This window comes from Hymenobacter frigidus, from assembly GCF_014640435.1.
Taxonomy (GTDB): Bacteria; Bacteroidota; Bacteroidia; order Cytophagales; family Hymenobacteraceae; genus Hymenobacter; species Hymenobacter frigidus.
The window spans coordinates 145,316-170,691 of the sequence record NZ_BMGY01000006.1 but is presented as its reverse complement, the minus strand read 5'-3'; the positions used below and the strand labels follow the sequence as shown (position 1 = coordinate 170,691).

Below are 25,376 nucleotides of genomic sequence, written 5' to 3'. Positions count from 1 at the left end.
AGCCCCGCCGGAAAATCCGAGCGGGGCCCTTGCCTTATTCCTGTCAACAAATAGCCGGACGAGACAATTAGGTGTTGCGGCCTGGATTTACCCTTTTGCCTAGCTATCCAATAGCCGGCTGCAGTACCCAAATTGATTTAAGTAGCCTTCTACTTGCTGGCTTAGTGTGCACAGTGTGTAGATGAGGCCCCTTGCCAGCCGGCAATCAGCAAGCACCTGGCCTGGGTACTCTTAAAAAAAAGCGAGCGAGATGTCAAAAAAAGTCAAAACGGTTTAGTGCAATAATTTATAGTCAAAATTTCATAATTTTAACTTCTTAGCTACGGAATGTTCTATCTCCACTTTTTTGTAAAAAAATTTTTATAGAAATTTTCTACAAAAATTTTGAAGTCATATTTTTTCACCCCAAATTCACATCATCAAACAACGTTTAAACATCAAAATTAATTTTTACTCAACATGACAAACTTTATACGTATCCCCGCATTAGCAGCCATGGCTGCTGTTCTCTTCCTCTCAGGTTGCAGCAAAGAGAATGTAGCGCCTGCGCCCGCCTTGACCGCAAACTCTGCGGATGCAGTTACCCCTACCTACTTGCAGGAAGGCGCCATTATAACTACGTTTGGTTATGGCGACGGCATGTTCGGGTTCTTCCCCACGACAGACCCCTCCACGTTAATTATGCGGGTCACTAATGTAATTCCCGCTGGCGCCAAAAAGGTTATCTATCAGCTCCGTAGTGTGGCCCCGCTTACCGCCTCTAACTTTGTCCTCCCCATTTTAGATGCCAATGGCGGGTTTATTTCGCAATATGGCGGCGGTGCACCGTCATGGCCTTACCGCTTTGAAAATGCCTCAACCACCTTCGGCTCTGTGCCCGAACTTGTTGGCTACAACATTGAATCGGATTTCAAAGTGGACATTGACGGAAACGCCTTCCTGAAAATCACCGCCACTAAGATTTAGTAATACACTGGATAATGTAATTACAGTTCAGCTGTTTGCATTGCCCACGCAGTATTGAGTTGGTTGTTTCCGGATAAATCCGGTAGCTGCTAGCTTGTAGTTAAAAAGCCCCTTGTTATGTACAAGGGGCTTTTTTATGCCTTGAATGAAGGCAGAAATGGGCGACATGGCTTAGAAGAGGGTGCGCTTTGAACAACTCCTTTTACCTTTGCCCGCAGTGATGGGTCGCCCCACCGCGGCGCTTTCGGGCGACGAGGAAAGTCCGGGCAACGCAGAGCACCTTGCTTCCTAACGGGAAGGACTGGCGCGCATAACGCAACCCAGGACAGCAAGTGCCACAGAAAATTACCGCCAGACGGTGACTGAGCGAAAGAGTAACTGAGTGAACAGAATCACTCCGGCACTCAGCCACTCAGTCGCAGTAGGTAAGGGTGAAAAGGTGCGGTAAGAGCGCACCAGCGGGCGGGTGACCGTTCCGGCTGGGTAAACCTCAGGGGTTGAAAGACCAAATAAGCTGGTACGCCGGCGCTTCTTCGGAAGCATCGGCTCCGGGCGGCTCGTCCGGCGCCAGCGGGTAGGTTGATGGAGCCTTTCGGCAACGACTGGCCTAGATAAATGGTGGGGCAGCTGCCTCGGCAGCGGACAAAACCCGGCTTACAGACCCATCACCCAATATAAAGAGGCCGCCCTGGCAACAGGGCGGCCTCTTTTTGTGGTTGAATTCGCCGGAAAAGTTGCGCAGGCAATAAAGCCCTGCCAACTGCCCGCGCCAGGGCTGGCCCCAATGGCTGCACTACCGCAATTAGGGGAGGTTTTTTGAAGAAAGCTGGGGCAGGAAGGAAATAATTTTGTGTTTCCATTTGTACGACCGGCATTCTTTCAATTGATGGAATTGGTCACCACCTGGTTAGAAACTTCTCTCCCGAAGCCCTTCGATTGCCATTCAGTAGAAAGTTTCAGGAGCGGCAAAAACCACAATTCTACGGTTCTACAACCACTACATTCCACCAGCTTATAAGCCAACCACTTATATATCAAAATCATGAATAAAATCTACTTATTCGCGCGTTCCCGCCCGTTTCCGGGCGTGTATCTGCTCATGCTGCTGCTAAGTGTACTGGCGCCGGCGGCGTTGCGGGCCCAGTCCATCACGCTGCAGCCAGCACCCAACAACACCTTGCCATTGAAGGATTTCGGCACGGTGCCCGTGGGCCGTACGTCAGCTCTGCAAACCTTCCTGGTGAGCGGGACCGGCTTGAGCGGCAACATCACGGTGACAGCCCCTGCGGGTTTTGAAATCCGAACGGGGACCGCTGCGTTCTCCACTCAGGCCGTTGACCTGCCTTCGAGCGCGGTCAATGTTGGCCCCGTAGCGGTTGATGTTCGGTTTGCCCCCGTGGCAAACACCGGCTCGTACGCCGACGATGTGCAGGTTTCGAACCCGGGCGCAACTACGCAAAGGGCGGCCGTGACCGGCACCGCCCCCGCCGGACCATATGTATTTGTTGACCCTACCACCCTACCGTTCGGAGCCGTTTCGCAAACCGGCTCGGGCCAGACGAAAACCTTCGTGGTGGGCGGCGATAATCTAGTCACCCTCCTCACGCTGACCACGGCGCTCACGGGCGGCACGGCGTCGGGGGCCATTCAGGTGCGCAATCCGGCGGTGTCCAACAGTGCATTTGCGACTTCACTCACCATTGCACCAGTCAACGGCAAAGTCCCCGCAACCACCATCGAGGCCCGTATCGTGGGCCCGATTCCCAGCCAAAGCAATTTCACGGGCACCATCACCGCAACCAGCGGCACAGCCATAGCAGCCCCCGATAACGTGGTGCAAGTGACCGGCAACAACCCCTTCACCGGTACCAATACCTCTTCCACTTTCACTGTGAGCACCAGCGGCGGCCAGCCCCTGATGCCCTTCAGCACAGTGCCGGAAAAAGCCTCTGCCAACCAGACCTTAATTGTGAGCGGCAGCTTTCTCGTGAATGGCATCACGGTGCGCGCGCCCAATAATTTTCAGGTTTCGCTGGATGCGGCCTTCGGCGGCCTGGGCAACGGCACGCCCGGTAGCACTACCGGCAACACCATTACGATTCCGGCCATGGACGGCACCGTAAACAACACGACGGTGTACGTGCGCTACGTACCCCTGGTGGCCGGCACCGAAAGCGGAACCGGCGTGACCTTCGACAGCGAGCCCGCCACGTCGAGGGCCGCTATCGTGCAGGCCAATAGCATTGGCAGCATCGAGTCGCGCACCATTTATACCAAGCCCGCTCCGCTCGTTATCGGGTCAAGTGTGCAGTCCACTTCGCAGCTGATTCGCATTCATGCCGAGCTGGTGCGCAACCCCGTCCGCATCTCGGTTTCGGGCGAGTCGATGGGCGCGCTGGGCAACCCCGACGGCTACGCCCAGTTTCGAATTTCGACCGATGGCGTGACGTACACCGACCCGGCGGTGCCGGGCTCCAGCTACATCGAGCTCAACCCGGACCCCATGACTAACATTATCGACCGGGATATTTACGTGATTTACGCGCCCAACCGGGTGGGAGCCGCCCAGGCGGTGCTGCAGTACCTCACGCCCGACGTGACGGCCGCCCCGGCCAATACGGTGACGCCCATCGTGAGCATGTTCTCAAGCACGGACGCCAACAAGCTGCGCGGCACGGCCATCGACGTGGAGCCGACCCGCGACACACCCTTCACCTCCACCCGCAGCAAGGGCGACGCTTCGGCTTCCATCGCCTTCACGCCCGACGCCGCGCTTTCGGGCTACGGCGAGTTTCACCTCGTGCTCATCAGCACCAGCGCCACGCTCAGCGTGCCCGATGTAATGCCGAGCGACGGCACCGACTACAACTCCAGCGGCGGCACTTTCCAAGGCAGCGGGCAGAGCACGCTGCAGGACAGCCAGGGCCGCGTTTACTACGTGGTATTCACGGGCGGTGCCCCTGCGGCAACCGTTACCGGCCTGAATTCCAACACCAACTACTACGCCTACGTTTTTGATTACAACAGCACCAACCCAGGCGCATCGACCTTTATCAACAACGCGGAGAACTATAAAGGCCCGGCGCAATCACTTGTAATTGGGGCCTTGCTCGAAGGCAACGCCCCGCTGCCCGTGCAGCTGCACGAGTTCACGGCCCGCGCCGAAGGCCCGGCCGCCGTGCGCCTGGCCTGGGCTACGGCTACGGAGCTTAATAACGCCGGCTTCACGCTGGAGCGGAGCACCGACGGCCGCGGCTTCGCGAATGTGGGCACCGTGGACGGCGCGGGCACCAGCAACACCGCCCACTCGTACACCTTCCTCGACGGCAAGCTGCCGGCCGGCGCCAACCTGCTCTACTACCGCCTGCGCCAGACCGACACCAACGGCACGGCCGCCTACTCGCCGGTGCGGACCGTGGCGCTAAACGGGGCGGCTAATGCGGCGCAGCTGCAGGTGTACCCCAACCCCGCGCATGGCACGGTGTGGGCGCGGGTGCTCGGGCCGGCCCCCACGGCCCCGCTTCAACTTTTTGATTCCGTTGGCCGGCTGGTTCGCACCCAGTCTGCCTCGGCTACCGATAATGAAACCCTTGTGTCGCTCACAGGCCTCCCGGCCGGGCTCTATGTGCTGCGCTGCGGCCCGCTGAGCCAGCGACTGAAGGTAGACTAAGAACCGGCGCATGGCTGTGTTCCAGTTGAAAGGGGTTGGCCATTGGTCAGCCCTTTTTTGTGGCTACCAGTGGCCGCTGGAAACGCGGCCAGCTCAAAAGTCGGCCAGTGGAAACGACTATTTTCGTAACCAGATAGCCATTTTTTATATTTATGAGCGTAGGTGCGGTGCTAAGTCTACGAAGTATTTTCTCCATGACGCACGATAATTTCTGCTCCTGTACGAGGCTTCGCAAATACCGCATGGCAGCAGCACCCGCAACCCGCTGTGATAGTCCGCCGGGCCTTTCGTTACTTTGACCCCCTACTCACCCGATTCATTTCCATGCCCCGCATTCTCATCATCGACGACGAAAAAGCCATCCGCAACACGCTGAAGGAGATTCTGGAATTTGAAAACTATAAGGTTGACCAGGCCGAGGACGGCCCGGCCGGCCTCGACATGCTCATTCAACAGAAGTACGACGTGGTGCTCTGCGACATCAAAATGCCCAAGATGGACGGTCTCGAAGTCCTGACCCGTGCCCAGGCCATGGGCACCGACGCCGCCTTCATCATGGTATCGGCCCACGGCAGCATCGACACGGCCGTGGAAGCCACCAAGAAAGGCGCGTACGACTTCCTGTCCAAGCCCCCCGACCTCAACCGCCTCCTCGTCACCGTCCGTAATGCCCTGGACCGCACCAAGCTGGTGAGCGAAACCAAGACGCTGAAAAAGAAGCTTTCCGTCTCGAAAGGCTCGGAAATGGTGGGGTCTTCGGCCGCCCTTGGGGCTGTGCGCAAAGCCATTGAAAAAGTAGCCCCCACCGATGCCCGCGTCCTGATTACCGGCCCCAACGGGGCCGGCAAGGAAATGGTGGCCCGCCAGCTGCACGAGCTCAGCCAACGCGCCCAAGGCCCCATGGTGGAAGTAAACTGCGCCGCCATCCCGTCGGAGTTGATTGAAAGCGAGCTATTCGGCCACGAGAAAGGCTCCTTCACCTCGGCTATAAAGCAGCGCATCGGCAAGTTTGAGCAGGCCGATGGCGGCACGCTTTTCCTGGACGAAATCGGCGATATGAGCCTGTCGGCCCAGGCCAAGGTGCTGCGGGCGTTGCAGGAAAGCAAAATCACCCGTGTAGGTGGCGAAAAGGAAATTTCGGTGAACGTGCGCGTCCTCGCCGCCACCAATAAAAACCTGATGCAGGAAATCGCCGACCGCAATTTTCGCGAAGACCTGTACCACCGCCTCTCAGTCATTCTAATCCAAGTACCGGCTCTGAACGACCGGCGCGATGATATTCCGGAGTTGATTCAGAAGTTCCTCAACGACATCGCGGCCGACTACGGCAACAAACCCAAGAAAATCGACGCCGCCGCGCTCGAATACCTCAAGGGACTGGACTGGCGCGGCAATATCCGCGAGCTGCGCAATGTGGTGGAACGGCTCGTGATTATGAGCGACGACACGATTTCAGAAGGCGACGCGCAGGCATTTGCCGGGAAGTAGGTTCCACGCCCTGTTATTACGAGCGGAACGAAGTGGAGCGCGGCAATCCATCCTGTAAAAATCAGACGCTTTTTACAAACAAAAAGTCCCGACACTGCACAGTGCCGGGACTTTTTGTTGAAGCGGAGAAAAGGTTTGTCACATCAGCAAGTGACTGGCACTGTCAGGACGGATTGCTTCGGCTCCGCCTCGCTATGACAGGCATTACACCAGCTGATTACACCCGCGTACGTCCGAATTATCCATTCTTCCCAGCACTTCAAACGACCCATCCGGATGCATTCGCGCCAGGTCTTTGGTCTCAATAAAGCCGCAGGAATCCACGTTGGCCAAGTCAATCACATTGATGGCGCCATCCGGCCGGAACTCGGCCACCGAAAATGGGTCCGAAGGCTCACGCAGCAGCACCCGCAGCGGCGCTGGGCAATGGAAACGGCCGTTGCCCAGCGAGTAGGCCTGGCTGAGCAATTCCGTCATGCCGTACTCGGAGTGAATGCCCGCTGGCCCGAAGACCTGCTGCAGTTCCTGGTGCAGCTCCTCGCGAATCATCTCGCGGCGGCGGCCCTTCATGCCCCCGGTTTCGAGCACGGTGAGCCCTTGCAGCTCGGGCGCGGGGCCGGCTTCGGCGACAAAATCGAGCAGGGCGTAGCTCACGCCGAGGAGCATGACGCGGCGACCGGGCTCTTGTTTGGCCTGGGCCAGTGCGGCGCGTAGGGCCGCGTGGTCGCGCAGGAAAAACGCAGGCTGCGCCTGACGCGATTGCTGAGCAAAATAGTCGACCATTGCCACCAGCGACGACTGACCCTGCTCCAGATACGACGGCAGCAGCGCCAGAAACGTCCAGCCGGGGAGCGGGCCGTAGTATTGTTCAAAGATGCGGGCCGCGTTTTCGCGGTACAGCGCCGGCTCGCGCACCTGGTGGCGGCTACGCTGCTGCAGCGTAGTGCCGCTGCTTAGGAACTCCTCCTGGGGCGTCCATTCGGCGGGCGCGGTACGCACGTCATGGGTCTTAAAAAACTCGATGGGCAGAAACGGAATATCCGTTAACCGGCTGATTGTATCAGGCTTACGTTGTAGCTGAGCCAGGTACTCGGTATAGGGCGGACAATGCGCGGCCTGGTACCGGAACAAGGCCAGCGCAGCCGCTTCAAACGTGGCCGCCGTGACCTGGGGCAGGTGCCGCAAAAAATCAGAACGAAAACTCATGACCTGAACCAACGGTTAACCGGGGAGCACGAACCAACGTGCCGCCTCATTCGTTGAGAAAAACGTACTTTGGAGCCACTTCGGCCGTTGTATTCCTGACTCTTCACTTTCTGTACTTATGAACTTGTTTCGTACCCTGCGCGGCATCGCCTTGTTTAGCCTGGCGGCAGTAAGCATCAGCAGCTGCATCAATCCACCCAATTTTCCCGACAAGCCGAAAATTGAATTAGAGGGCGTGACGGTAATCCGGCTGGGCGGCAACTTCGGCCTGCGCGACTCCATCGAAATTGCCCTGAAATTTCAGGACGGCGACGGCAACCTCGGCCTCGATAATACGGACAACACCGGCCCGTTCGCCTACAACAACAAACAGAACCGCTACTACGAGAACTATTTCCTGCAGTCTTTCTATAAAAACCGGCGGGGCATCTTTGTGCCGTTGACTCCGCTGGGCAAAGACAACGGGCGTTTCATCCGACTGACCAAACCCGATGCCAAAGCCGGCCCCCTGGAAGGAATCCTCCGGCGCAGCCTCGTGTTTCCGCTCGATACGGCTTTTGCCTACCGCCCCGGCACTGAGTACAAGTTCGAGGTAAATATCGCCGACCGCTCGCTCAACGAAAGCAACGTGGTGACGACCAACACGGTGCGGCTGTAAGCTGACCTAGTAGATTTCCGGAAACCGCTCCGGCACCACTTCGCTCATCAATTCATACACGGTGTCGAACACGTCTTCGGCGTTGGGCTTGCTGAAGTAGTCGCCATCGGAGCTGTAGGCCGGGCGATGGGGCTGCGCGGCCAGGCAGCGCGGCTGCGAATCGAGGAAGCGGTAGGCCTGCTGCTCATCCAGCACGTGCTGCAGCATGAAGGCGGTGCCGCCGCCGGGCACGTCCTCGTCGGCGAATATCACGCGGTTGGTTTTTTGCAGGCTGTCGGCAATCAGGTGGTCGGTATCGAAGGGCAGTAAGGTCTGCACGTCGATTACTTCCACCGAAATGCCCACGTCGGCCAGCTGCTTGGCGGCTTCCATCACGATGCGGCACATCGAGCCGTAGGTCACCACCGTTACGTCGGTGCCGGCCAGCAGCACCTCGGGGCGGCCCAGCGGCAGCGTAAACTCGCCGATGTTGCTCGGCGTGGTTTCCTTCAAACGGTAGCCGTTCAGGCACTCAATCACCAAGGCGGGCTCGTCGCTGCGCAGCAGCGTGTTGTAGAACCCAGCGGCCTGCACCATGTTGCGCGGCACGCACACGTGGATGCCCCGGATGCTGCCCAGAATCATTTGCATGGGCGAGCCGGAGTGCCACACGCCTTCCAGCCGGTGCCCGCGGGTCCGCACGATGAGCGGTGCCTTCTGGCCGCCCTTGGTACGGTACTGCAGGCAAGCCAGGTCGTCGCTCAGAATCTGGATGGCGTAGAGCAAATAGTCGAGGTACTGAATTTCGGTGATGGGCCGCAGACCGCGCAGCGCCGCGCCAATCCCTTGCCCGATAATCGTGCACTCGCGGATACCCGTATCGGTCACGCGCAGCTCACCAAACTTGTCCTGCAAACCGGCAAAGGCCTGGTTCACGTCACCGATTTTGCCCACGTCCTCGCCGATGGCGAAAATTTTAGGGTCGCGCAGAAAATTGGCGTTGAAACAAGCCTGCAGCACTTCGCGGCCATCTACCTGCGGCGCGTTGGGCGCGTAGGTGGCGGGTACTTCTTCGATGTTACCCACGGCCAGCTCGCTCTGGCTGAATAGGTTGGAGTTGTAGCGGTCGGCGTTTTCGGCCAGCAGCTGTTCCAGGTGGCGCTGCACGCTGCGGCGGCCGAAGCTCTTCTTCTCGTTGCGCACCTGGCGCAGGGCGCGGCGCAGCGTCCGCACAATATCGGCCCGGATGGGCGTGGGGTTCACTTTCAGCTGCTCCACCAGCTCGTGCATGGTGTTTTCAGTGCCGGTGTCGGCCACCAGCTTGTCCAACAAAGCCACGGCCTCGTCGCGCTCCGCCTTGATGGGGTCGAAGAACGCGGCCCAAGCCGCCGTGCGGGCCGCTTTAATGGTAGCGGCGGCGCTTTTCTCAATTTCGTCGAGCTCCATCTCGGTGGCGTGGCCCTCGGCCAGGAGCCACTCGCGCAGCTTGTGCAGGCAGTCGTGGGCTTCTTCCCAGCCCAGGCGGTCCTTGCTCTTGTAGCGCTCGTGCGAGCCGCTGGTGCTGTGGCCCTGCGGCTGCGTGAGCTCCGTGACGTGGATGAGCACGGGCACGTGCTGCTCGCGGCACACGGCGGCGGCGCGCTGGTACGTATCCACCAAACCGGCGTAATCCCAGCCGCGCACCACGTAAATCTCAAAGCCCGACTGGCCTTCGCCATCGCGCTGCAGACCCATCATGATATCGGAAATGCTCTGCTTGGTGGTCTGGTACTCGGCGGGCACCGAGATGCCATAATGGTCGTCCCACACGCTCACCAGCATGGGCACCTGCAGCACGCCGGCCGCGTTCAGGGCCTCAAAAAACATGCCCTCCGAGGTACTGGCGTTGCCAATCGTGCCGAAGGCTACTTCGTTGCCGTTGGTCGAAAGCGTATCGAACTGGTGCAGCTCGGGGTTTTGCCGAAACAGCTTGGAGGCGTAGGCCATGCCCAGCAAGCGCGGCATCTGACTGGCAGTGGGCGAGATATCGGCCGAGGAATTTTTGGTGTGGGCGAGGTCGGTCAGGTTGCCGTCCTCATCCAGCATGCGGGTGGCGAAGTGGCCATTCATGGCGCGGCCGGCCGTGGCGGGCTCGGCTTCCACATCGGGGTTGGCGTAGAGCTGGGCGAAGTACTGCTCCCAGGTGAGCTGGCCGATGGCGGCCATAAAGGTCTGGTCGCGGTAGTAGCCGGCGCGGAAGTCGCCGTTTTGGAAGGCGCGGGCCATGGCCAGCTGCGGCACTTCCTTGCCATCGCCGAAGATACCAAACTTGGCTTTGCCCATAAACACTTCCTTGCGGCCGGCCAGCGAGGCGTGGCGGCTTTCCCAAGCCAGGCGATAATCGGTCAGGAAGTCGGCCTTGGTGAGGGAGGTGGTTAGCGCGGGAAGAACGATTTCGGCGGTGGACATAAAGAACTAGTCGGAGGGGTGGGAATACAATTGGGAGGACGAAACGGCCGGAGCCGTGCCGCAAAAATACGGTATAGCGGCCGGGTAGGTGGCACCCGCGCCAAAGCCGTATATTTGAGCTGCAAACGGCAAACCCGGCTTTGTGTTTAAACCGAACCAGCGTGGTCGTCATTCGTTCTCGTCATCATTTAACTGAGCTGCGCGGCACCGGCGTGTAGCTTAAGGATTTAGTTTTTTTCGACATGAAACAGCTTCTTACCCTTTGCCTGCTGGCTTTTGCCTTCACGGCCCGCGCCCAGGCCGTGATGCAGTTCGAAACCGACAGCCACGATTTCGGCAACGTGGCCGAAGGCACCATGGCATCGTATTCCTTCAAATTCAAGAACACCGGGAACCAGCCCGTGGTCATTGCCAACGTGCAGGCCAGCTGCGGCTGCACCACGCCCGACTGGACCAAAACCCCGGTGCTGCCCGGCAAAACCGGCATCATCAAGGCCATGTACAGCAGCGCCGGCCGCCCCGGCGTATTCAACAAAACTGTGACCGTGACCAGCAACGCCACTGAGGCCAGCAAAGTCCTCAGCATTAAGGGCGCGGTGCTCACCAAAGATGAAATCAAGCCGACGCTGACGGCGGCGCAGCTGGCTAAGTCGCCGCATTTGGTGCTCGATAAAACCAGCCACGACTTCGGCAAGATGGAAGCCGGCCAGCAGCCCACGGCGCGCTTCGTGGTGAAGAACACCGGCAAAACGGAGCTGGTACTCGGCGCCCTCACTGCCGGTTGCTACTGCGTAGGCTACAAAACGTCCCCCGCACCTATTGCCCCCGGCCAGAGCTCAATAGTGGAGCTGATTTACAGCCAGCGCCAGCTCGGCCAGGTAAGCGACGCCGTAACCATTACCTCGAATGATGTGAGCGGCGACGCCAAAATCACGCTCCGCGCCACCATCGTGCGCGACCTCAGCGGCAACAGCATGGTGAAGGAAAGCGGCACGGCGGTACCGTTCAAGTAAAGACCACGGATTACGCAGATTTGATGATTTAGCAAGATTGGAATTGCGGCGGCTATTACTTGAGGAGCCCTACCAGTTTGGCAGGGCTTCTTTTTTGAATTGATTTTAGATTAATGTTGGTACATTAATATTTTCTTGAACATCAGTTCAATTATGGAAAACGCAACTGTTGGTGCCATTCCTGGTATGGGTGGCGCTTATGAGGTCCCGGCCCAGACGCGCATTGGCCACGTCCACTTACAGGTCACGGACATTGATAAAGCCCTCGGATTTTACCGCGATATTCTGGGGTTCAAGGTTATGCAGCGGTTTGGCAATCAGGCGGCGTTTATTTCGGCGGGCGGCTACCACCACCACATCGGGCTCAATACCTGGAACAGCCTGGGTGGCCCGCCCGCCCGCAAGCAGGGCGCGGGGCTCTACCACACCGCTATTTTGTACGCCACGCGGGCGGAGCTGGCGAGGGCGCTGCGCCAGCTGGCGGCGGCGAATTACCCCATCACCGGCTCGGCCGACCACGGCGTATCGGAAGCTATTTACCTGGATGACCCCGACGGCAACGGCGTGGAACTGTACTGGGACCGCCCGCAGGCCCAGTGGCCCCTGGCCCCCGACGGCAGCCTGCAGATGTATACCCGCGCCCTGGACCTGAACGCACTACTGGCGGAGTACGCATAAACATACGCGTGAACCAAATCTTAACGCCACCGGTACTAGCCCCGCGCCCTATCTTTGCGGCTCGAAACAGTAGCTCCTTTATTAACCTCCATTCCCACCCCTTCGCTCATGATTATCGGCGTTCCTAAGGAAATTAAAAACAACGAAAACCGCGTGGGCCTCACGCCCGCCGGCGTAGCCGAGCTGCGCAAGCACGGCCACACTGTGCTGGTGCAAAGCACCGCCGGCGAAGGCAGCGGCTTTTCGGACGAAGAGTACCAGACGGCCGGGGCCACCATGCTCGGCACCATTGCCGACGTGTACGGGCAGGCCGAGATGATTATCAAAGTAAAGGAGCCCATTGCGGAGGAGTATCCGCTCATCAAGGAGAACCAACTGCTGTTCACCTACTTCCACTTCGCCAGCGGCGAGGAGCTGACCCACGCCATGATAGCACGCAAGGCCGTGTGCCTGGCCTACGAGACGGTGGAGCTCAGCAACCGCGCCCTGCCCCTGCTCATCCCGATGAGCGAAGTGGCCGGCCGCATGGCCCCGCAGGAAGGCGCGAAGTACCTGGAGAAACCGCTGAAAGGCCGCGGCATTCTGCTCGGCGGCGTGCCCGGCGTGAAGCCCGCCAACGTACTGGTGCTGGGTGGCGGCGTGGTAGGCACGCAGGCCGCGAAAGTAGCGGCCGGCCTGGGCGCGCAAGTAACCATCATGGATGTGAGCCTCACCCGCCTGCGCGAGCTCGATGACTTTATGCCGAAGAACGTGGTGACGCAGTACTCGAACGAGTACAACATCCGCGAAGCCATCAAAACCTCCGACCTGATTGTGGGCGCGGTACTCATTCCCGGAGCCAAGGCGCCGCACCTCATCACCCGCGACATGCTCAAGACCATGCGTCCCGGCACCGTGGTGGTGGACGTGGCCGTGGACCAGGGCGGCTGCATCGAAACCTGCCACCCCACCACCCACGAAAACCCGACTTTCATCATTGATGACGTGGTGCATTACTGCGTGGCCAACATGCCGGGTGCCGTGCCCTACACCAGCACCCTGGCTCTGACCAACGCCACCCTGCCCTACGCCGTGAAACTGGCCAACCAAGGCTGGCAGGAAGCTTGCCGCCGCGACGAGGCTCTGCGCCTCGGCCTGAACGTGGTGCACGGCGAGGTAGTCTACAAAGGCGTAGCCGATGCGTGGGGCCTGCCCCTGGTGAACGTAGAAACCGTACTGGAACTGGCGGCGGTTTAAACTAAAATTGAGAGTTAAAATTTAAGAAGCCTTCCCGACAATGCGTCGGGGGGGCTTTTTAATGACTGTAGACGACCATTTTTTAATTTTTAATTCTCATTTTTTAATTAATGTTTCCATCGCCTGCCATCCGCCTGTTGTTGCGCCGCTTTGCATTGCTGATGGCCGCGTACACGCTGTTGCGGCTGGGCTTTTACCTATTCAACTTCGCTACGTTCCGGGCCATCGATACAGCCACGGTACTGCTGGCATTTGGGCACGGGCTGCGGTTTGATGTGTCGGCACTGCTCTGGCTGAACCTGCCGCTGGTGCTGCTCTCGCTGCTGGTGCCGGTAACGACGCGGCGCGGACAGCAGTGGCTGCGCGCATTGTTTGTGGCGCTCAACGTATCCGGCTTGCTGCTCAACGTTATTGACTGGGAGTACTTTAAATTTATTGGGCGGCGGTTGAGCAACGAGTGGAACACGATTGGCGATGACATTGCGCGACAGGCCGGGCAAATTGGCACGCATTACTGGTACCTCGCCGTGCCACTACTGGGCCTGATTTACCTGCTGTGGCGGCTGTGCCCCATGCCCCGCCCTGCGGAACTGACCAGTGGTCTGGCCCGGCGCCCGTGGCTGCAGCGCGGGCTGGAGTTTGTGGTGGCCGTGGGCCTGGTGGTGCTGGGCCTGCGCGGCGGCTGGCAGCTCAAGCCGCTGCGCACCGGCACGGCCTTCGAGCAGCAGCCCGCCGTGCTGGGCCACTTAGCCCTGAATAGCACATTCACCGTGCTCAAATCGTTTGATGAGGTGCCGGTGGAGCGCGCCAGCTATTTCGCCGCCAATGTGGCATTGCGCCCGGTCCTGGGCCAGGTGTCGTTGCCCGTGCGCCCTGCGCCGGCCGCGCCGGCCAACGTGGTGCTGCTGCTGCTGGAAAGCTTTAGCTCCGAATACACGGGCGTGGAAAACGGCGGCCAGGGCGGCTATACCCCGTTTTTCGACTCGCTGGCGGTGACCTCCGGCGCCCGGCTGCTGCGCGAGAACTACGCCAACGGGCGCCGCTCCATTGAGGCGCTGCCAGCCGTGTTCGCGGGCCTGCCTTCGCTGATGGATGAGCCCTTCATTACCTCCAGCTTTCAGACGGCGGAGCTGCACGGGCTGGGCGAAATCCTGGGCCGCCACGGCTACGCCACGGCCATGTACCACGGCGGCACCAATGGCACCATGGGCTTCGATATGTTCAGCGGCATTGCGGGCATGCAGCACTATTATGGCCTCAATGAATACCCCGGCGGAGCTAGTAGCCCCGACTACGACGGCCACTGGGGCATTTCCGATGAGCCCTACCTGCAGTATTTCAACCGCCAGCTGAGCGCCACGCGGCAGCCGTTCCTGGCCACGCTGTTCACGCTCAGCGCGCACGACCCGTTCACAGTTCCGGTCAAGTACAAGGGACGGTTTCCGGCGGGCACGCAGCCCATCCACCCCACCATTGCCTACGCCGATTTAGCACTACGGGAGTTTTTCCGGGCGGCGCGAAAGCAGCCCTGGTACGCCAACACGCTGTTTATCCTGACCGCCGACCACACTTCCCAAACCGACCGGCCCAACTACCAGAACCCACTGGGGTACCACAAAACACCGCTGCTATTTTTCAGCCCCGGGCCGGCCCTGCCACCGGCCAATCCGCGCCGCATCACGCAGCAAGCCGATGTACCGGCTTCGGTGCTCGACGTGCTGAGACTGCGCCAGGAGCACAAGGCGCTGCTGCCGTTTGGCGCTTCGGTATTTGACTCGGCCAGTACCGGCCGGGCTATTTTCCGCGACGGGGAATCGTATTATCTGGTGCACGCTGACTTCGTGACTGAGCTCACCAATAACAATAAAGTAAACCTCTACCCTTACCAAACGCACTTCATTCCCACGCAGCCCTTGGCCAACCCCGACCCGGCGCTGGTGAAAAAATACGGCGACGAACTGCGCGCCAACGTGCAATTCTACGTGAACGGACTGCTGGACAATCGACTGTACAAATAACACATTCTGGTGTTGTATGTAATTGGTTTAAGGTTTGGTATTTCCACGGTTTTACTGAACAGGTGCAGGAGACGGTTTAGAGGTCGTAGGTCACTTGGGTGACGGTATCATGGTCCAGAAACACCCGCACATCGTCGGGCGCCAAGAGCCCCATGTCGTAGTGCAAGACCTGCAGGGGGGACCCTTCTTCCCAAACGTAGGTCGTATCCGGCGGGCCTAGCAGCGCGCGCACCTCGTTGCTTGACATGCCCACCTTGACGTGGGGCAACTGGGAGTACACCGCGTCCCCATGGTCGAAGGCCCAGGCGTACAGCCCATACAAGAGCCCCAGTACCAGCAGAACGGACACCGCTTTTTTCATTTGATGCGCAAAATATGGCTCCTTTCAGCAAACTCCTAAACGAAGGTAATCGCATGTCTTTCGCAGGGCAGCAATCGCCTTCCGCCGGTCGCTTCGAGTTTGTGAAACTGGTCTACCAATCAAAGTTTAGTAAACACCTCTCGCAGTTGAGTTAAGTAAACCGACATTACAGCCTCACCGCCGCCGCAAATGCCGGAATTTCATCCAGCCGCTCGTTGGTGCGCGTGGCAAAATTAACGCGCCAGCAGTAGTGCACCAGGCCGTTGGTGAGCAGCAGCAGCGGCGCACCGATGGTTTGATTATACGTAGTGGCTTGCCGGGCCACGGCCGCGTCGATGGCCACGGCAGGCGCTTTGCACTCCACCAGCAGCAGGGGCTGGCCTTCCGAATTCAGCGCCAACAGGTCGGTGCGCTTCTGGCGCTGGTTGTAGCGCAGGCCGCGCTCCAGGGCCAGCAGGCCGCGCGGATAGCCCAGGTGCGTAATTAGGTAGTGCACCACGTGCTGCCGCACCCACTCCTCGGGCGTGAGCACCACGTGCTTGCGCCGCAGCCCGTCCCAGATGAGGGGCTGATTCGTGGCCGATTGCGTAAGTTTGGCGTCGAAAGGCGGCAGGTCCAGAGCTTGCATCACCTCCAAAGGTATGGGCTTTGCCGAGTAACTGAGTGCCTGAGCGACTGAGTGACTTGGTGTGGTTCCACTGGCTTTCATCCTCCACTCAGTCACTCAGGCATTCAGTTACTCTCTTATGAAGACCAAAGAAGAAATCGTTAATAACTGGCTGCCGCGCTACACCGGCGTGCCGCTGGACGAGTTTGGGCAGTACATCCTGCTTACCAACTTCAGCAATTACGTGTATATGTTTGCCGAGCAGTTCGACTGTGAGGTGCGGGGCAAAGACAAGCCCATGCAAACGGCCACGGCCAACGGTATCACCATCATCAATTTCGGCATGGGCTCGCCCATGGCAGCTACGGTCATGGATTTGCTCTCGGCCGTCAAGCCCAAGGCGGCGCTGTTTCTGGGCAAGTGCGGCGGCCTGAAAAAGACCAAGCTCGGCGATTTGGTGCTGCCTATCGCGGCCATTCGCGGCGAGGGAACCTCCGACGACTACCTGCCCAAGGAAGTGCCGGCGCTCCCCTCCTTCCGGTTGCAGCGCGCCGTGAGCAGCATGATTAAAAAGCACGAGCTCGACTACTTCACCGGCACGGTGTACACCACCAACCGCCGCGTGTGGGAGCACGATGCTGAGTTTAAGGACTACCTGCGCCGGGTGCGCGCCATGGCGGTAGACATGGAAACGGCCACCATTTTCGTAGTTGGTTTCATGAACGACATCCCCCACGGAGCCCTGCTGCTGGTGAGCGACAACCCCATGACCCCGGAGGGCGTGAAAACGTCCGAATCGGACTCGAAAGTGACCACCGATTTCGTAAAGCGCCACCTGCAAATCGGCATCGAGTCGCTACAGGAGCTGCAGAATTCGGGCGAGTCGGTGAAGCACATGCGATTTGAGTAGGGACCGCAGATTCAATAGGGAACGTCATGCCGAGCGCAGCCGAGGCATCTCGCGTGTGGCAGTAATTCAATCGTGGGCTGCGCCGGCCTTTGGTCGCAAACGATTTGGTTACTGCCGCACGCGAGATGCCTCGACTATGCTCAACATGACGTTTTTTTGAGTCGAGTTACTATTGCACGCGAGATGCCTCGGCTACGCTCGGCATGACATTCTTTTTGTTCGCTTCCTCTTCATTCGCATGACCCAATTCTCCTCTGCTCTTTTCCAGAAACTCACCGCCCCACTCCTGGCGTTTGGCCTGCTGGCCAGCTGCCAGCCCAAGCGCGAAGCTGTGGACCTGCTGGTAACCAACGCCACCGTCTACACCGTCGATTCGACCTTTTCCAAGGCCGAATCTTTTGCCGTGAAAGATGGCAGGTTTGTGGCCGTGGGCTCCGCCGCCGACCTCAAGGCGCGCTTCACCGCGACGCAGGAGGTGGATGCTGATGGCAAGTTCGTTTACCCGGGCTTCTACGACGCGCACTGCCACTTCTTCCGCTACGCCCTGGCCCTGCCCAGCGCCGATTTGGTGGGCACCACTTCCTGGAAAGAAGTTATTCAACGGCTGCAGGAAAACCGCCGAAAGTACCCGCAGGCCGCCTGGCTCACCGGCCGCGGCTGGGACCAGAACGACTGGCCCACCAAGCAGTTTCCCACCAAGGACACGCTCGACCAGCTGTTTCCCGACGTGCCGGTGCTCCTCACCCGCGTGGACGGCCACGCCGCGGTGGTCAACCAGAAGGCGCTTGATTTGGCTGGGGTCACGGTGAGCACGCCCATCAGCGGCGGCACCATCACGCGCAACGCGCAGGGCCGCCTCACCGGCCTGCTCGTGGACAATGCCACCCGCCTGGTGAGCAGCAAAATCCCCGAGGCCACACCCGCCGAAACCGCCCGCCTGCTGCTGCAAGCCCAGCAGTTGTGCCTGGCCGTGGGCCTCACCAGCCTCGCCGATGCCGGTCTCGACAAAGCCGACATCGACCAGATGGCCGCTTTGCAGCAGCAGGGCGAGCTCAAGCTGCGCCTCTACGCCATGCTAAACCCCACGGCCAGCAACCGCGCCTTCTACCTAAAGAACGGCCCGATTCTGACCGACCAGCTCACTGTCAGCTCCTTCAAAGTGTACGCCGATGGCGCGCTGGGCTCGCGCGGGGCCTGCCTGGTGCGGCCGTATGCTGATAAGCCGAAGGAAACCGGCTTCCTGCTTTCAACTGCGAAGGAATACCGCGCCCTGGCCAAGGAGCTGGCCGCATCGAAATTCCAGATGAATACCCACGCCATCGGCGACTCGGCCAATCGCATCATCCTCAACATTTATGGCGAGGCGCTGAAAGGCCAGAAGGACCGCCGCTGGCGCATTGAGCACGCCCAGGTCGTGACGCCGGCCGACATGCCCAAGTTCGGGCAGTTCGGCATCGTGCCTTCGGTGCAGCCCACCCACGCCACGTCGGACATGTACTGGGCCGGCGAGCGGCTAGGGGCTGAGCGGCTGAAAACGGCCTATGCCTACGCCGAGCTGTTGAAACAATACGGCCAGCTGGCGCTGGGCTCCGACTTTCCGGTGGAAGACATCAACCCGCTGTTCGGCTTCCACTCGGCCGTGGCCCGGCAGGATGCCAAGAATTTTCCGAAAAACGGATTTCAAATGGAAAACGCCATCTCGCGGCCCGACGCCCTGCGCGGCATGACCACCTGGGCCGCCCACGCCGGCTTCGAGGAAAAGCGTAAGGGCCAAATAAAGCCCGGCATGCTGGCCGATTTTGTGGTAATGGGCACCGATTTGCTCAATGCGCCCAATGAGCAACTACGCAACGCCCCCGTGCTGCAAACCTGGATTGCCGGCAAGCTGGTGTTTAAAGCCAAGTAGCATCGCCGGTCAGTACGAGTGGAGCGCGGCATAGCGCGGCAATCCGTCCTCTCACTGCGCCCCACTCTAAGACATAAAAAACCCCGGCACTACTTTGTGTCGGGGTTTTTCGCTTTTTAAAACAGGTTTGTCACAACTCAGGGCTGGTCATTGCGAGAGAACGGATTGTTTCGCTGCGCTCGCAATGACAGACTCGGGTTCGAGAAACGGAACCCTTAAAATCCGCCGGGCTCATCGGCGCTATGGCCATAGATGCCGGGAACCGGCACATCAAGCAAGCGCAAATACACCGTGAGCTGGCCGCGGTGATGGATGCTGTGGTTCAGGCCCATGATGCGCAGAGCAGCGGCTTTGGGGCGGTCCATGAGCACCTGCTCGCCGCGGGTCAGTTGGAAGCTATGGGTGAGCTTTTCGTCGTCGCTTTCCTGCAGGGCTTTGCGCAGGGTGGCGCTGTAGGCATCAAACCGTTCCAGCAGCTCCTGGCTGCTGGTGGGCGTGGGACCGGGCTTGGGCGCACTCTGGTCGAGAAAATCGCGGGAATCAGCCTGCACAAACAGCGTTTTGAAAGCCAGCAGGTTCACGATGTGGGCGGCCAGCGTGGCCAGCTTCATGCTCTTGGGGTGCGGCTGGTAGTCGGCGTGCTCGTAGGGCACGCGCTCCAGCACTTTGCGGGTGATGGCCAGCTCGTGGTCGAGCTCAGCGAGAATGTTTTGCTGAAGGGAAGATGTGTGCATCGGATGGGTTTGATAAAGTAGTATCCTACGCTTTTGCGGAGGCAATGCAGAGTGGGAGACGCACGCCGGCCCGGGTTACTTTCTCGTGGACGGCGTGCTAACCGTCGCCGATGCTGCGGGCGGGCCGGGCAGCACCGCCGGGGCCACGTCTTCGCGCAGCTTGCGGCCGCGCAGCTGCAGCAGGAAATACAGCCCCAGGATGAAGAATACAATCAGCGAGAGAATGCTATTTCGCATCGAACCCGTAACCTGAGCAATGACGCCGAACACGGCCGTGCCAATCACAATACTCAGCTTCTCCGTCACATCAAAAAAGCTAAAGAACGCGGCCGAGTTAGGCGTATTCTCCGGAATAATCTTGGAATAGGTGCTGCGCGAAAGGCTTTGCACCGCGCCCATGGTGAGGCCAATGACGGCGGCCAGGGCATAAAAGCTCCACCCGGCCTGCACGAAGTAGCCGGCCACGCATATCAGCATCCAGATGAGTACCGCGTAGCTCAGCGCCCGCGTATTACCGATGCGCTCCGAGAGCTTGGCAAACAGGTACGCGCCCAGAATACCCACAATTTGCAGCAGCAAAATGGTGATGATGAGGGCGGTGCTTTCCAGCTTCAGCACCTTGTCGCCGAAGATGGTGGCCACGTACATCACCGTCTGCACGCCCATGTTGTAGGTGAAGTAGGCCAGCAGAAAACGCTTGAGGTTGGGCAGGCCTTCGAGCTGGTTCCAGACCTTGCCCAACTCGCGGAAGCCATTGAGCACCCAACCGTCGTTGTTGGTGGGGGCATCGGCGGGGCGGCCGGCATCGGCGGGCAGCGTGAAGAAGGGAATCTGGGCAAAGCCCACCCACCAGATGCCCGTGAGCAAAAAGCTGAACCGGGTGGCTTCCCCCGTCGTCATGCCGAACAGGGCCACGCCCTTCGGCCCGCCCATAATTTCGGGGCCCTGAATAATGCCCAGGCAGATAACCAGCAGCAGCACCGAGCCGATGTAGCCCATCGAAAAGCCCCGCGCCGAAAGCGAGTCAAACTTCTCCTCGCTGCTGATTTCGGGCAGGTAGGAATTGTAGAACACAATGCTGCCGCTGAAGCCCACCGTAGCCGCGATGAAGATGAACGTGGACATGGTAAGCGTGTCCTTGGTGAAGAAATACAGCCCCGCGCAGCTGGCGGCCCCGAGGTAGCAGAAAATTTGCAGAAACAGCTTCTTGCGTCCCGAATAGTCAGCCAGCGACGTCAGAAACGGGCTCACCAGCGCAATGAGGAGGAAAGCCGCCGAAATAGCGTAGGTCAGCAGCGACGAGCCCGGCACCTGAAAGCCGAGAAAATCCACCATGTCGGTGGGGTTGATGTCCTTGGTGACGCTGCCCCAGTAAATCGGGAAAATGCTGCTCGTAATCACCAGCGGGTACACCGAGTTTGCCCAGTCGTAAAACGTCCAGCCGGTGGTGATGCGCTTGTTGTCTTTTTCCACGGCCCCGGCGGCGGGGGGAAGCGTCGATGATGGGGTCATAAGGAATGGGATGTGGGCTGAAGGGTTGTGCCGGGGAAGGTAACGGGTTTTTAGGGTTCAGGTTGGGCAAGGGGACCGATTGCAGGCGTTGTTATGGCGCGGCGGGGTTGTCCGGCTTCTGTGTTTCCTTTGCCCCATGTTAGAAAAGCTGCGCATCCAAAACTTCAAGTCCTGGCAGGACACCGGCGACATTGCCTTCGGCAGCCTCACTGGCTTCTTCGGCACCAACTCGTCGGGCAAATCCAGCATCCTACAATTCCTGCTGATGCTGAAGCAGACAGTGGAATCGTCGGATAGGTCGCGGGTACTGCATTTGGGGGATGATAAGTCGTATGTGGACCTGGGGACGATGTATGATATTTTGCATCAACACACAGAACCCGGTCAACTTAGCTTTGAGCTTGATTGGAGGCACCAAAACTTACTTTACGACATACAACCAGGTGTATTCATAGAAAATAAATGGAATTATGTGCAGTTCACAGCGGAAGTAGTTTGGGCTTATGACAGAGTACAGTTAGTAGATTTTAAGTATGAAGAAGAAGGGTCAATACTGGGGGTCCGGTATTCTCATGAATCTCTTCAAGGAACTCCAGTCTATAAAGCATATGCTGTAAAAGGCGAACAAAACTTCAAATCAGACATACTAACAACTCCAAGCAAGTTCTATGTCCTACCTCATGATGTGCCTTATCAGATGGTCCCAGATAGAGGAAGAGATTGGGTTTATGAACTGGAAGATTTATTCACTGAAATCTTCTATCTAGGTCCGCTTCGTGAATATCCAAGTCGCCTTTACACTTGGGCTGGCGAACAAACTCAAGGTGTGGGCAACCGGGGCGAACGCGCTGTAGCCGCCCTCCTGTCCTCACGCAACGACGGCCCCACCATCGATATGGGCTCCAACCAGCCCAAGCGCACCGTCGAAGAACACGTTGCGCACTGGCTAAAAGAGTTGGGCCTAATCTATTCCTTCAAAGTGCAGCCCATTGCGCCAAATCGCAAGGAATACGAAGTGCGGATTCAGCGGACGGCCGAATCGGCGAGCGTGTTTCTGACGGATGTAGGCTTTGGCGTGTCGCAGATTTTACCGGTGCTGGTGCTGCTGTTTTATGTGCCGGAGGGCAGCACGGTAATTCTGGAGCAGCCCGAAATTCATTTGCATCCTGCAGTTCAGGCGGGTTTGGCCGATGTGTTCATTGATGCTATCAAGCGGCGCAAGGTTCAGATTGTGCTCGAAAGCCACAGCGAGCACCTATTGCAGCGCCTGCAACGGCGCATGGCCGAGTTCACATTGAATCCCGAAAAATCAATTGACCCCGAAACCATCAAGCTCTATTTCACTTCCATCAAGGCAGGCCGCTCAGAGCTAACCACACTGGAGCTGGATGAGTACGGCAACATTGGCAACTGGCCGGCGGGCTTTTTCGGCAACGCCTTTGAGGAAGCGGCAGCCAAAATGAAAGCCGAGATGAAGCGCAAAATGCAGCAGCAGTAAGCCATGCGCTACCTCATCGATACCAACGTGGCCATAGTGGCCAATGGCAAGTCGGATGCTAGCCCCGCCTGCGTAGTGGCCGCTATCGAGCGCCTCGAACGACTCATTGCGGGTGAAATACTGGTCTTGGATGATGCCGAGCACATCCTCACCGAGTACCGCCGCCACCTGAGCCCCCACGGGCAACCCGGCACAGGCGACCAGTTTTTCCGCTGGATTTGGGAGCAGGCAGCCTACAACCCGCAGCATTGCGAGCAGGTCACGCTGGTACTAGATGCCGATGGCAGCTTCGCGGCTTATCCCAAAGCCTCAGAATTGGCCGATTTTGACCTGTCTGACCGCAAATTTGTTGCAGCCGCTCTCACGCATCCGGCCAAGCCGCCAGTGGTGAACGCCACCGATACCGACTGGCATCACCACCATGCCGCACTCAGTCGCCAAGGCGTACAGGTCGAATTTCTGTGCCCCGCCGAGATGACACGTTTGCGCAGAAATTAGTAGTCACGCAGTCGTTCTTTAATTGTTGGCTAAGCTGCTTCGACTTGGTGAGATACGACAAAGGAATACACAAGAAGTTTTGCAACGAAGTAGCGGCCTTATCTTAGCGGAGTGAAATTTTCTATTTCTTTCCGCCTATGACCCGATTATTGTTGGCCCTCACGGCCGCCACCTTTGCTACTTTGCCCGCCGCCGCTCAAACCGGAATTGCCACCATCGACAGCCCCGCTGCTTACCGCCAGGCCGGTTTGCGCGGCCCCGAACACGCCCGCCTGGTGCGTGAGCTGCTGCGCTACGAGCTGCGCAACATGCGGAGCCTGATTGTCCCCCAGATAGCACTACGCCCCAGCAGCTACAGTTTTATTCTCACCAACCGCGCCACCGTAGCCGAAGTCATTGGCGGCGCTTACACCGTGACGTACTACAACGCTCAGGGCCAGGCCCTGGACACCACTACCGGCCGGTTTGGCGGCATGGCCCCCGGAGCTAGCCGCAACCAGACCGTCACTTTTGCGCGCCCCGCCGATGCCATCCGCGCCCAGCTGACCGTAGCAGAAGTGACGGCTGAATAACCACGCTTACACACCCATTAATCAATAAAAAAGCCCGTTTCCATGATGGAAACGGGCTTTTTGTTGAGGGGGTGGGATTCGAACCCACGATAACCTTTTGGGCTATACACACTTTCCAGGCGTGCTCCTTCGACCACTCGGACACCCCTCAAGGATGGTGGTTGGTGGGGCAAAGATAGGGCGGGAAGAGGAGTTATGGGTTATGAGTTAAAAGTTATGAGTTGAAAAAAGTGAGCGAGCGTAATTTATAACCCCTAACTTTTAACTCATAACTCTTTTCACGGCGTGATTTCGCCGCGCAGGTCCTGGCTCAGCAGCTCGCGGGTGCGGGCCTCATCCAGCCCGAGGCCCAGCACGAACATGAGCTTGGTCACGGCCGCCTCGGTGGTGATGTCGTCGCCGCCCACAATGCCCAGCTCGGCAAGGTGAGCGCTGGTTTCGTACTTGCCCTGCACCACGCGGCCTTCCTCGCACTGGCTCACGTTGAGGAGCCACACGCCGCGCTGGCGGGCCTCGGCCAGGCAGTCGAGGAACCAGGGCGCGGTGGGCGCGTTGCCTGAGCCGTAGGTTTCGAGTACGCAGCCCCGCAGGCCCGGTATGCCCAGAATGGCACTCACCACGGCCGGCGTAATGCCGGGAAACAGGCGCAGCACGGCCACACCGGTTTCGAGGTGAGTGTGCACCTTGAGGTGGGCACCGGGCAGCAGCCGGATGCTTTTATCGGCGAATTCCAGACTGATGCCGGCACGGGCCAGCGGCGGGTAGTTCTCGCTTTTAAAGGCGGCAAACTGCTGGCTTTCCACCTTTTTGGCCCGGGTGCCCCGGATGAGCACATCGTTGAAAAACACGCATACTTCGGGTACACGCACGGTGCGGGTCCGGGGGTAGCGCGCCGCCGCGATTTCGAGGGCCGTGACGAGGTTGCGCTGGGCATCGGAGCGGCTGGCTCCTACCGGCACCTGCGCCCCGGTAAAGACCACGGGCTTGCCCAAATGCTCCAGCACGTAGCTCAGGGCGGCAGCTGAGTAGGCCATGGTGTCGGTGCCGTGCAGCACCACAAATCCATCAAAATCAGCGTAATGCTTCTCGATGAGGCGGGCCAGGTACAGCCAGTCGGCGGGCGTCACGTTGCTGCTGTCGATGAGGGCCGGCAAACTCAACAGCTCCAGCCGGAACGGCAGGCGGGCCAGCTCCGGCATCTTGCGGTCGAGCCGGCCAAACTGCATGGGCACCAGCCCGCCGCTGCGGTTCACGGCCATGCCCACCGTGCCGCCGGTGTAAATGATGAGCAGCCGGGCGGCCGTGGCATCGGCCGGGTCGGCGCGGGTGGGCAGGGGCAGCAAGGGCAGCGCGAGGTCAGGCATGGAGTGGGATTGCGGCGAGTGGGAAGCGAGTAGGAAGCGGAAGGAGGCGCAAGG

The 25,376-nt window shown here is 59.1% G+C and carries 20 protein-coding genes, 1 tRNA gene and 1 other RNA gene; 14 read left to right on the top strand and 8 right to left on the bottom strand.

Going from position 1 to position 25,376, the window contains the following annotated elements:
- The first annotated feature begins 459 nt into the window (after positions 1-459).
- From IEW17_RS05175 to IEW17_RS05160, 4 genes are all read left to right on the top strand, one after another.
- Entirely contained in the window at positions 460-966 is a 507-nt protein-coding gene (locus IEW17_RS05175) for a hypothetical protein (RefSeq protein WP_188560956.1), read from the top strand.
- A gap of 217 nt (positions 967-1,183) precedes the next feature.
- An RNA gene (gene rnpB, locus IEW17_RS05170) (RNase P RNA component class A) lies at positions 1,184-1,639 on the top strand.
- A 369-nt stretch (positions 1,640-2,008) separates the two neighbouring features.
- Entirely contained in the window at positions 2,009-4,636 is a 2,628-nt protein-coding gene (locus IEW17_RS05165) for a T9SS type A sorting domain-containing protein (RefSeq protein WP_188560955.1), read from the top strand.
- 324 nt (positions 4,637-4,960) lie between these two features.
- Complete coding sequence (locus IEW17_RS05160) at positions 4,961-6,124, top strand: sigma-54-dependent transcriptional regulator (protein WP_188560954.1); 1,164 nt, start codon at positions 4,961-4,963, stop codon at positions 6,122-6,124.
- 204 nt (positions 6,125-6,328) lie between these two features.
- On the opposite strand, the gene IEW17_RS05155 is transcribed toward IEW17_RS05160, so the two are convergent.
- Positions 6,329-7,330, bottom strand: a complete 1,002-nt coding sequence (locus tag IEW17_RS05155) for an acyl transferase (RefSeq protein ID WP_188560953.1) — start codon at positions 7,328-7,330, stop codon at positions 6,329-6,331.
- A gap of 118 nt (positions 7,331-7,448) precedes the next feature.
- Here IEW17_RS05155 and IEW17_RS05150 point away from each other — a divergent pair, with 118 nt between their 5' ends.
- The gene (locus tag IEW17_RS05150) at positions 7,449-7,988 is read left to right on the top strand and encodes a hypothetical protein (protein WP_188560952.1); all 540 of its coding nucleotides are present in this window, start codon (positions 7,449-7,451) and stop codon (positions 7,986-7,988) included.
- A 6-nt stretch (positions 7,989-7,994) separates the two neighbouring features.
- Here the strand turns inward: IEW17_RS05150 and IEW17_RS05145 are convergent, their stop codons facing one another.
- Positions 7,995-10,415, bottom strand: coding sequence for an alpha-ketoacid dehydrogenase subunit alpha/beta (locus tag IEW17_RS05145; protein WP_188560951.1), 2,421 nt, complete (start codon positions 10,413-10,415; stop codon positions 7,995-7,997).
- Between the two features lie 242 nt (positions 10,416-10,657).
- Between IEW17_RS05145 and IEW17_RS05140 the strand changes: the two genes are divergently transcribed.
- The 4 genes from IEW17_RS05140 to IEW17_RS05125 all read left to right on the top strand — a co-directional run bounded on the left by IEW17_RS05140 (position 10,658) and on the right by IEW17_RS05125 (position 15,360).
- Positions 10,658-11,428, top strand: coding sequence for a DUF1573 domain-containing protein (locus IEW17_RS05140; RefSeq protein WP_188560950.1), 771 nt, complete (start codon positions 10,658-10,660; stop codon positions 11,426-11,428).
- Positions 11,429-11,581: 153 nt separating this feature from the next.
- Positions 11,582-12,106, top strand: coding sequence for a VOC family protein (locus IEW17_RS05135; RefSeq protein ID WP_229748820.1), 525 nt, complete (start codon positions 11,582-11,584; stop codon positions 12,104-12,106).
- Between the two features lie 108 nt (positions 12,107-12,214).
- Positions 12,215-13,342, top strand: a complete 1,128-nt coding sequence (gene ald, locus IEW17_RS05130) for an alanine dehydrogenase (RefSeq protein WP_188560949.1) — start codon at positions 12,215-12,217, stop codon at positions 13,340-13,342.
- A 110-nt stretch (positions 13,343-13,452) separates the two neighbouring features.
- On the top strand, positions 13,453-15,360 hold the full coding sequence (locus IEW17_RS05125; protein WP_188560948.1) for an LTA synthase family protein: 1,908 nt from the start codon (positions 13,453-13,455) through the stop codon (positions 15,358-15,360).
- 76 nt (positions 15,361-15,436) lie between these two features.
- On the opposite strand, the gene IEW17_RS05120 is transcribed toward IEW17_RS05125, so the two are convergent.
- Positions 15,437-15,682 (bottom strand): hypothetical protein, encoded by a 246-nt coding sequence (locus tag IEW17_RS05120; RefSeq protein WP_188560947.1) that lies wholly within the window; start codon positions 15,680-15,682, stop codon positions 15,437-15,439.
- Positions 15,683-15,887: 205 nt separating this feature from the next.
- On the bottom strand, positions 15,888-16,349 hold the full coding sequence (locus IEW17_RS05115) for a type I restriction enzyme HsdR N-terminal domain-containing protein (RefSeq protein ID WP_188560968.1): 462 nt from the start codon (positions 16,347-16,349) through the stop codon (positions 15,888-15,890).
- A gap of 118 nt (positions 16,350-16,467) precedes the next feature.
- Here IEW17_RS05115 and IEW17_RS05110 point away from each other — a divergent pair, with 118 nt between their 5' ends.
- Both IEW17_RS05110 and IEW17_RS05105 read left to right on the top strand, forming a co-directional pair.
- Positions 16,468-17,238 carry an AMP nucleosidase gene (locus IEW17_RS05110; RefSeq protein WP_188560946.1) on the top strand — a complete coding sequence of 257 codons (771 nt, stop codon included), beginning with the start codon at positions 16,468-16,470 and terminating at the stop codon, positions 17,236-17,238.
- A 238-nt stretch (positions 17,239-17,476) separates the two neighbouring features.
- Positions 17,477-19,144, top strand: a complete 1,668-nt coding sequence (locus tag IEW17_RS05105; RefSeq protein WP_188560945.1) for an amidohydrolase — start codon at positions 17,477-17,479, stop codon at positions 19,142-19,144.
- Between the two features lie 215 nt (positions 19,145-19,359).
- On the opposite strand, the gene IEW17_RS05100 is transcribed toward IEW17_RS05105, so the two are convergent.
- Both IEW17_RS05100 and IEW17_RS05095 read right to left on the bottom strand, forming a co-directional pair.
- On the bottom strand, positions 19,360-19,878 hold the full coding sequence (locus IEW17_RS05100) for a DinB family protein (protein WP_188560944.1): 519 nt from the start codon (positions 19,876-19,878) through the stop codon (positions 19,360-19,362).
- A 75-nt stretch (positions 19,879-19,953) separates the two neighbouring features.
- On the bottom strand, positions 19,954-21,390 hold the full coding sequence (locus IEW17_RS05095; protein WP_188560943.1) for an MFS transporter: 1,437 nt from the start codon (positions 21,388-21,390) through the stop codon (positions 19,954-19,956).
- 136 nt (positions 21,391-21,526) lie between these two features.
- Between IEW17_RS05095 and IEW17_RS05090 the strand changes: the two genes are divergently transcribed.
- The 3 genes from IEW17_RS05090 to IEW17_RS05080 all read left to right on the top strand — a co-directional run bounded on the left by IEW17_RS05090 (position 21,527) and on the right by IEW17_RS05080 (position 23,958).
- Entirely contained in the window at positions 21,527-22,888 is a 1,362-nt protein-coding gene (locus IEW17_RS05090) for an AAA family ATPase (RefSeq protein WP_188560942.1), read from the top strand.
- Positions 22,889-22,891: 3 nt separating this feature from the next.
- On the top strand, positions 22,892-23,386 hold the full coding sequence (locus IEW17_RS05085; RefSeq protein ID WP_188560941.1) for a PIN domain-containing protein: 495 nt from the start codon (positions 22,892-22,894) through the stop codon (positions 23,384-23,386).
- 137 nt (positions 23,387-23,523) lie between these two features.
- Positions 23,524-23,958: a hypothetical protein gene (locus IEW17_RS05080; protein WP_188560940.1), complete on the top strand. Its 435-nt coding sequence runs from the start codon at positions 23,524-23,526 to the stop codon at positions 23,956-23,958.
- A gap of 63 nt (positions 23,959-24,021) precedes the next feature.
- Here the strand turns inward: IEW17_RS05080 and IEW17_RS05075 are convergent.
- Both IEW17_RS05075 and IEW17_RS05070 read right to left on the bottom strand, forming a co-directional pair.
- A tRNA-Ser gene (locus IEW17_RS05075) sits at positions 24,022-24,109 on the bottom strand.
- Between the two features lie 127 nt (positions 24,110-24,236).
- Positions 24,237-25,322, bottom strand: a complete 1,086-nt coding sequence (locus IEW17_RS05070; protein ID WP_188560939.1) for an asparaginase — start codon at positions 25,320-25,322, stop codon at positions 24,237-24,239.
- Positions 25,323-25,376 lie beyond the last annotated feature (54 nt).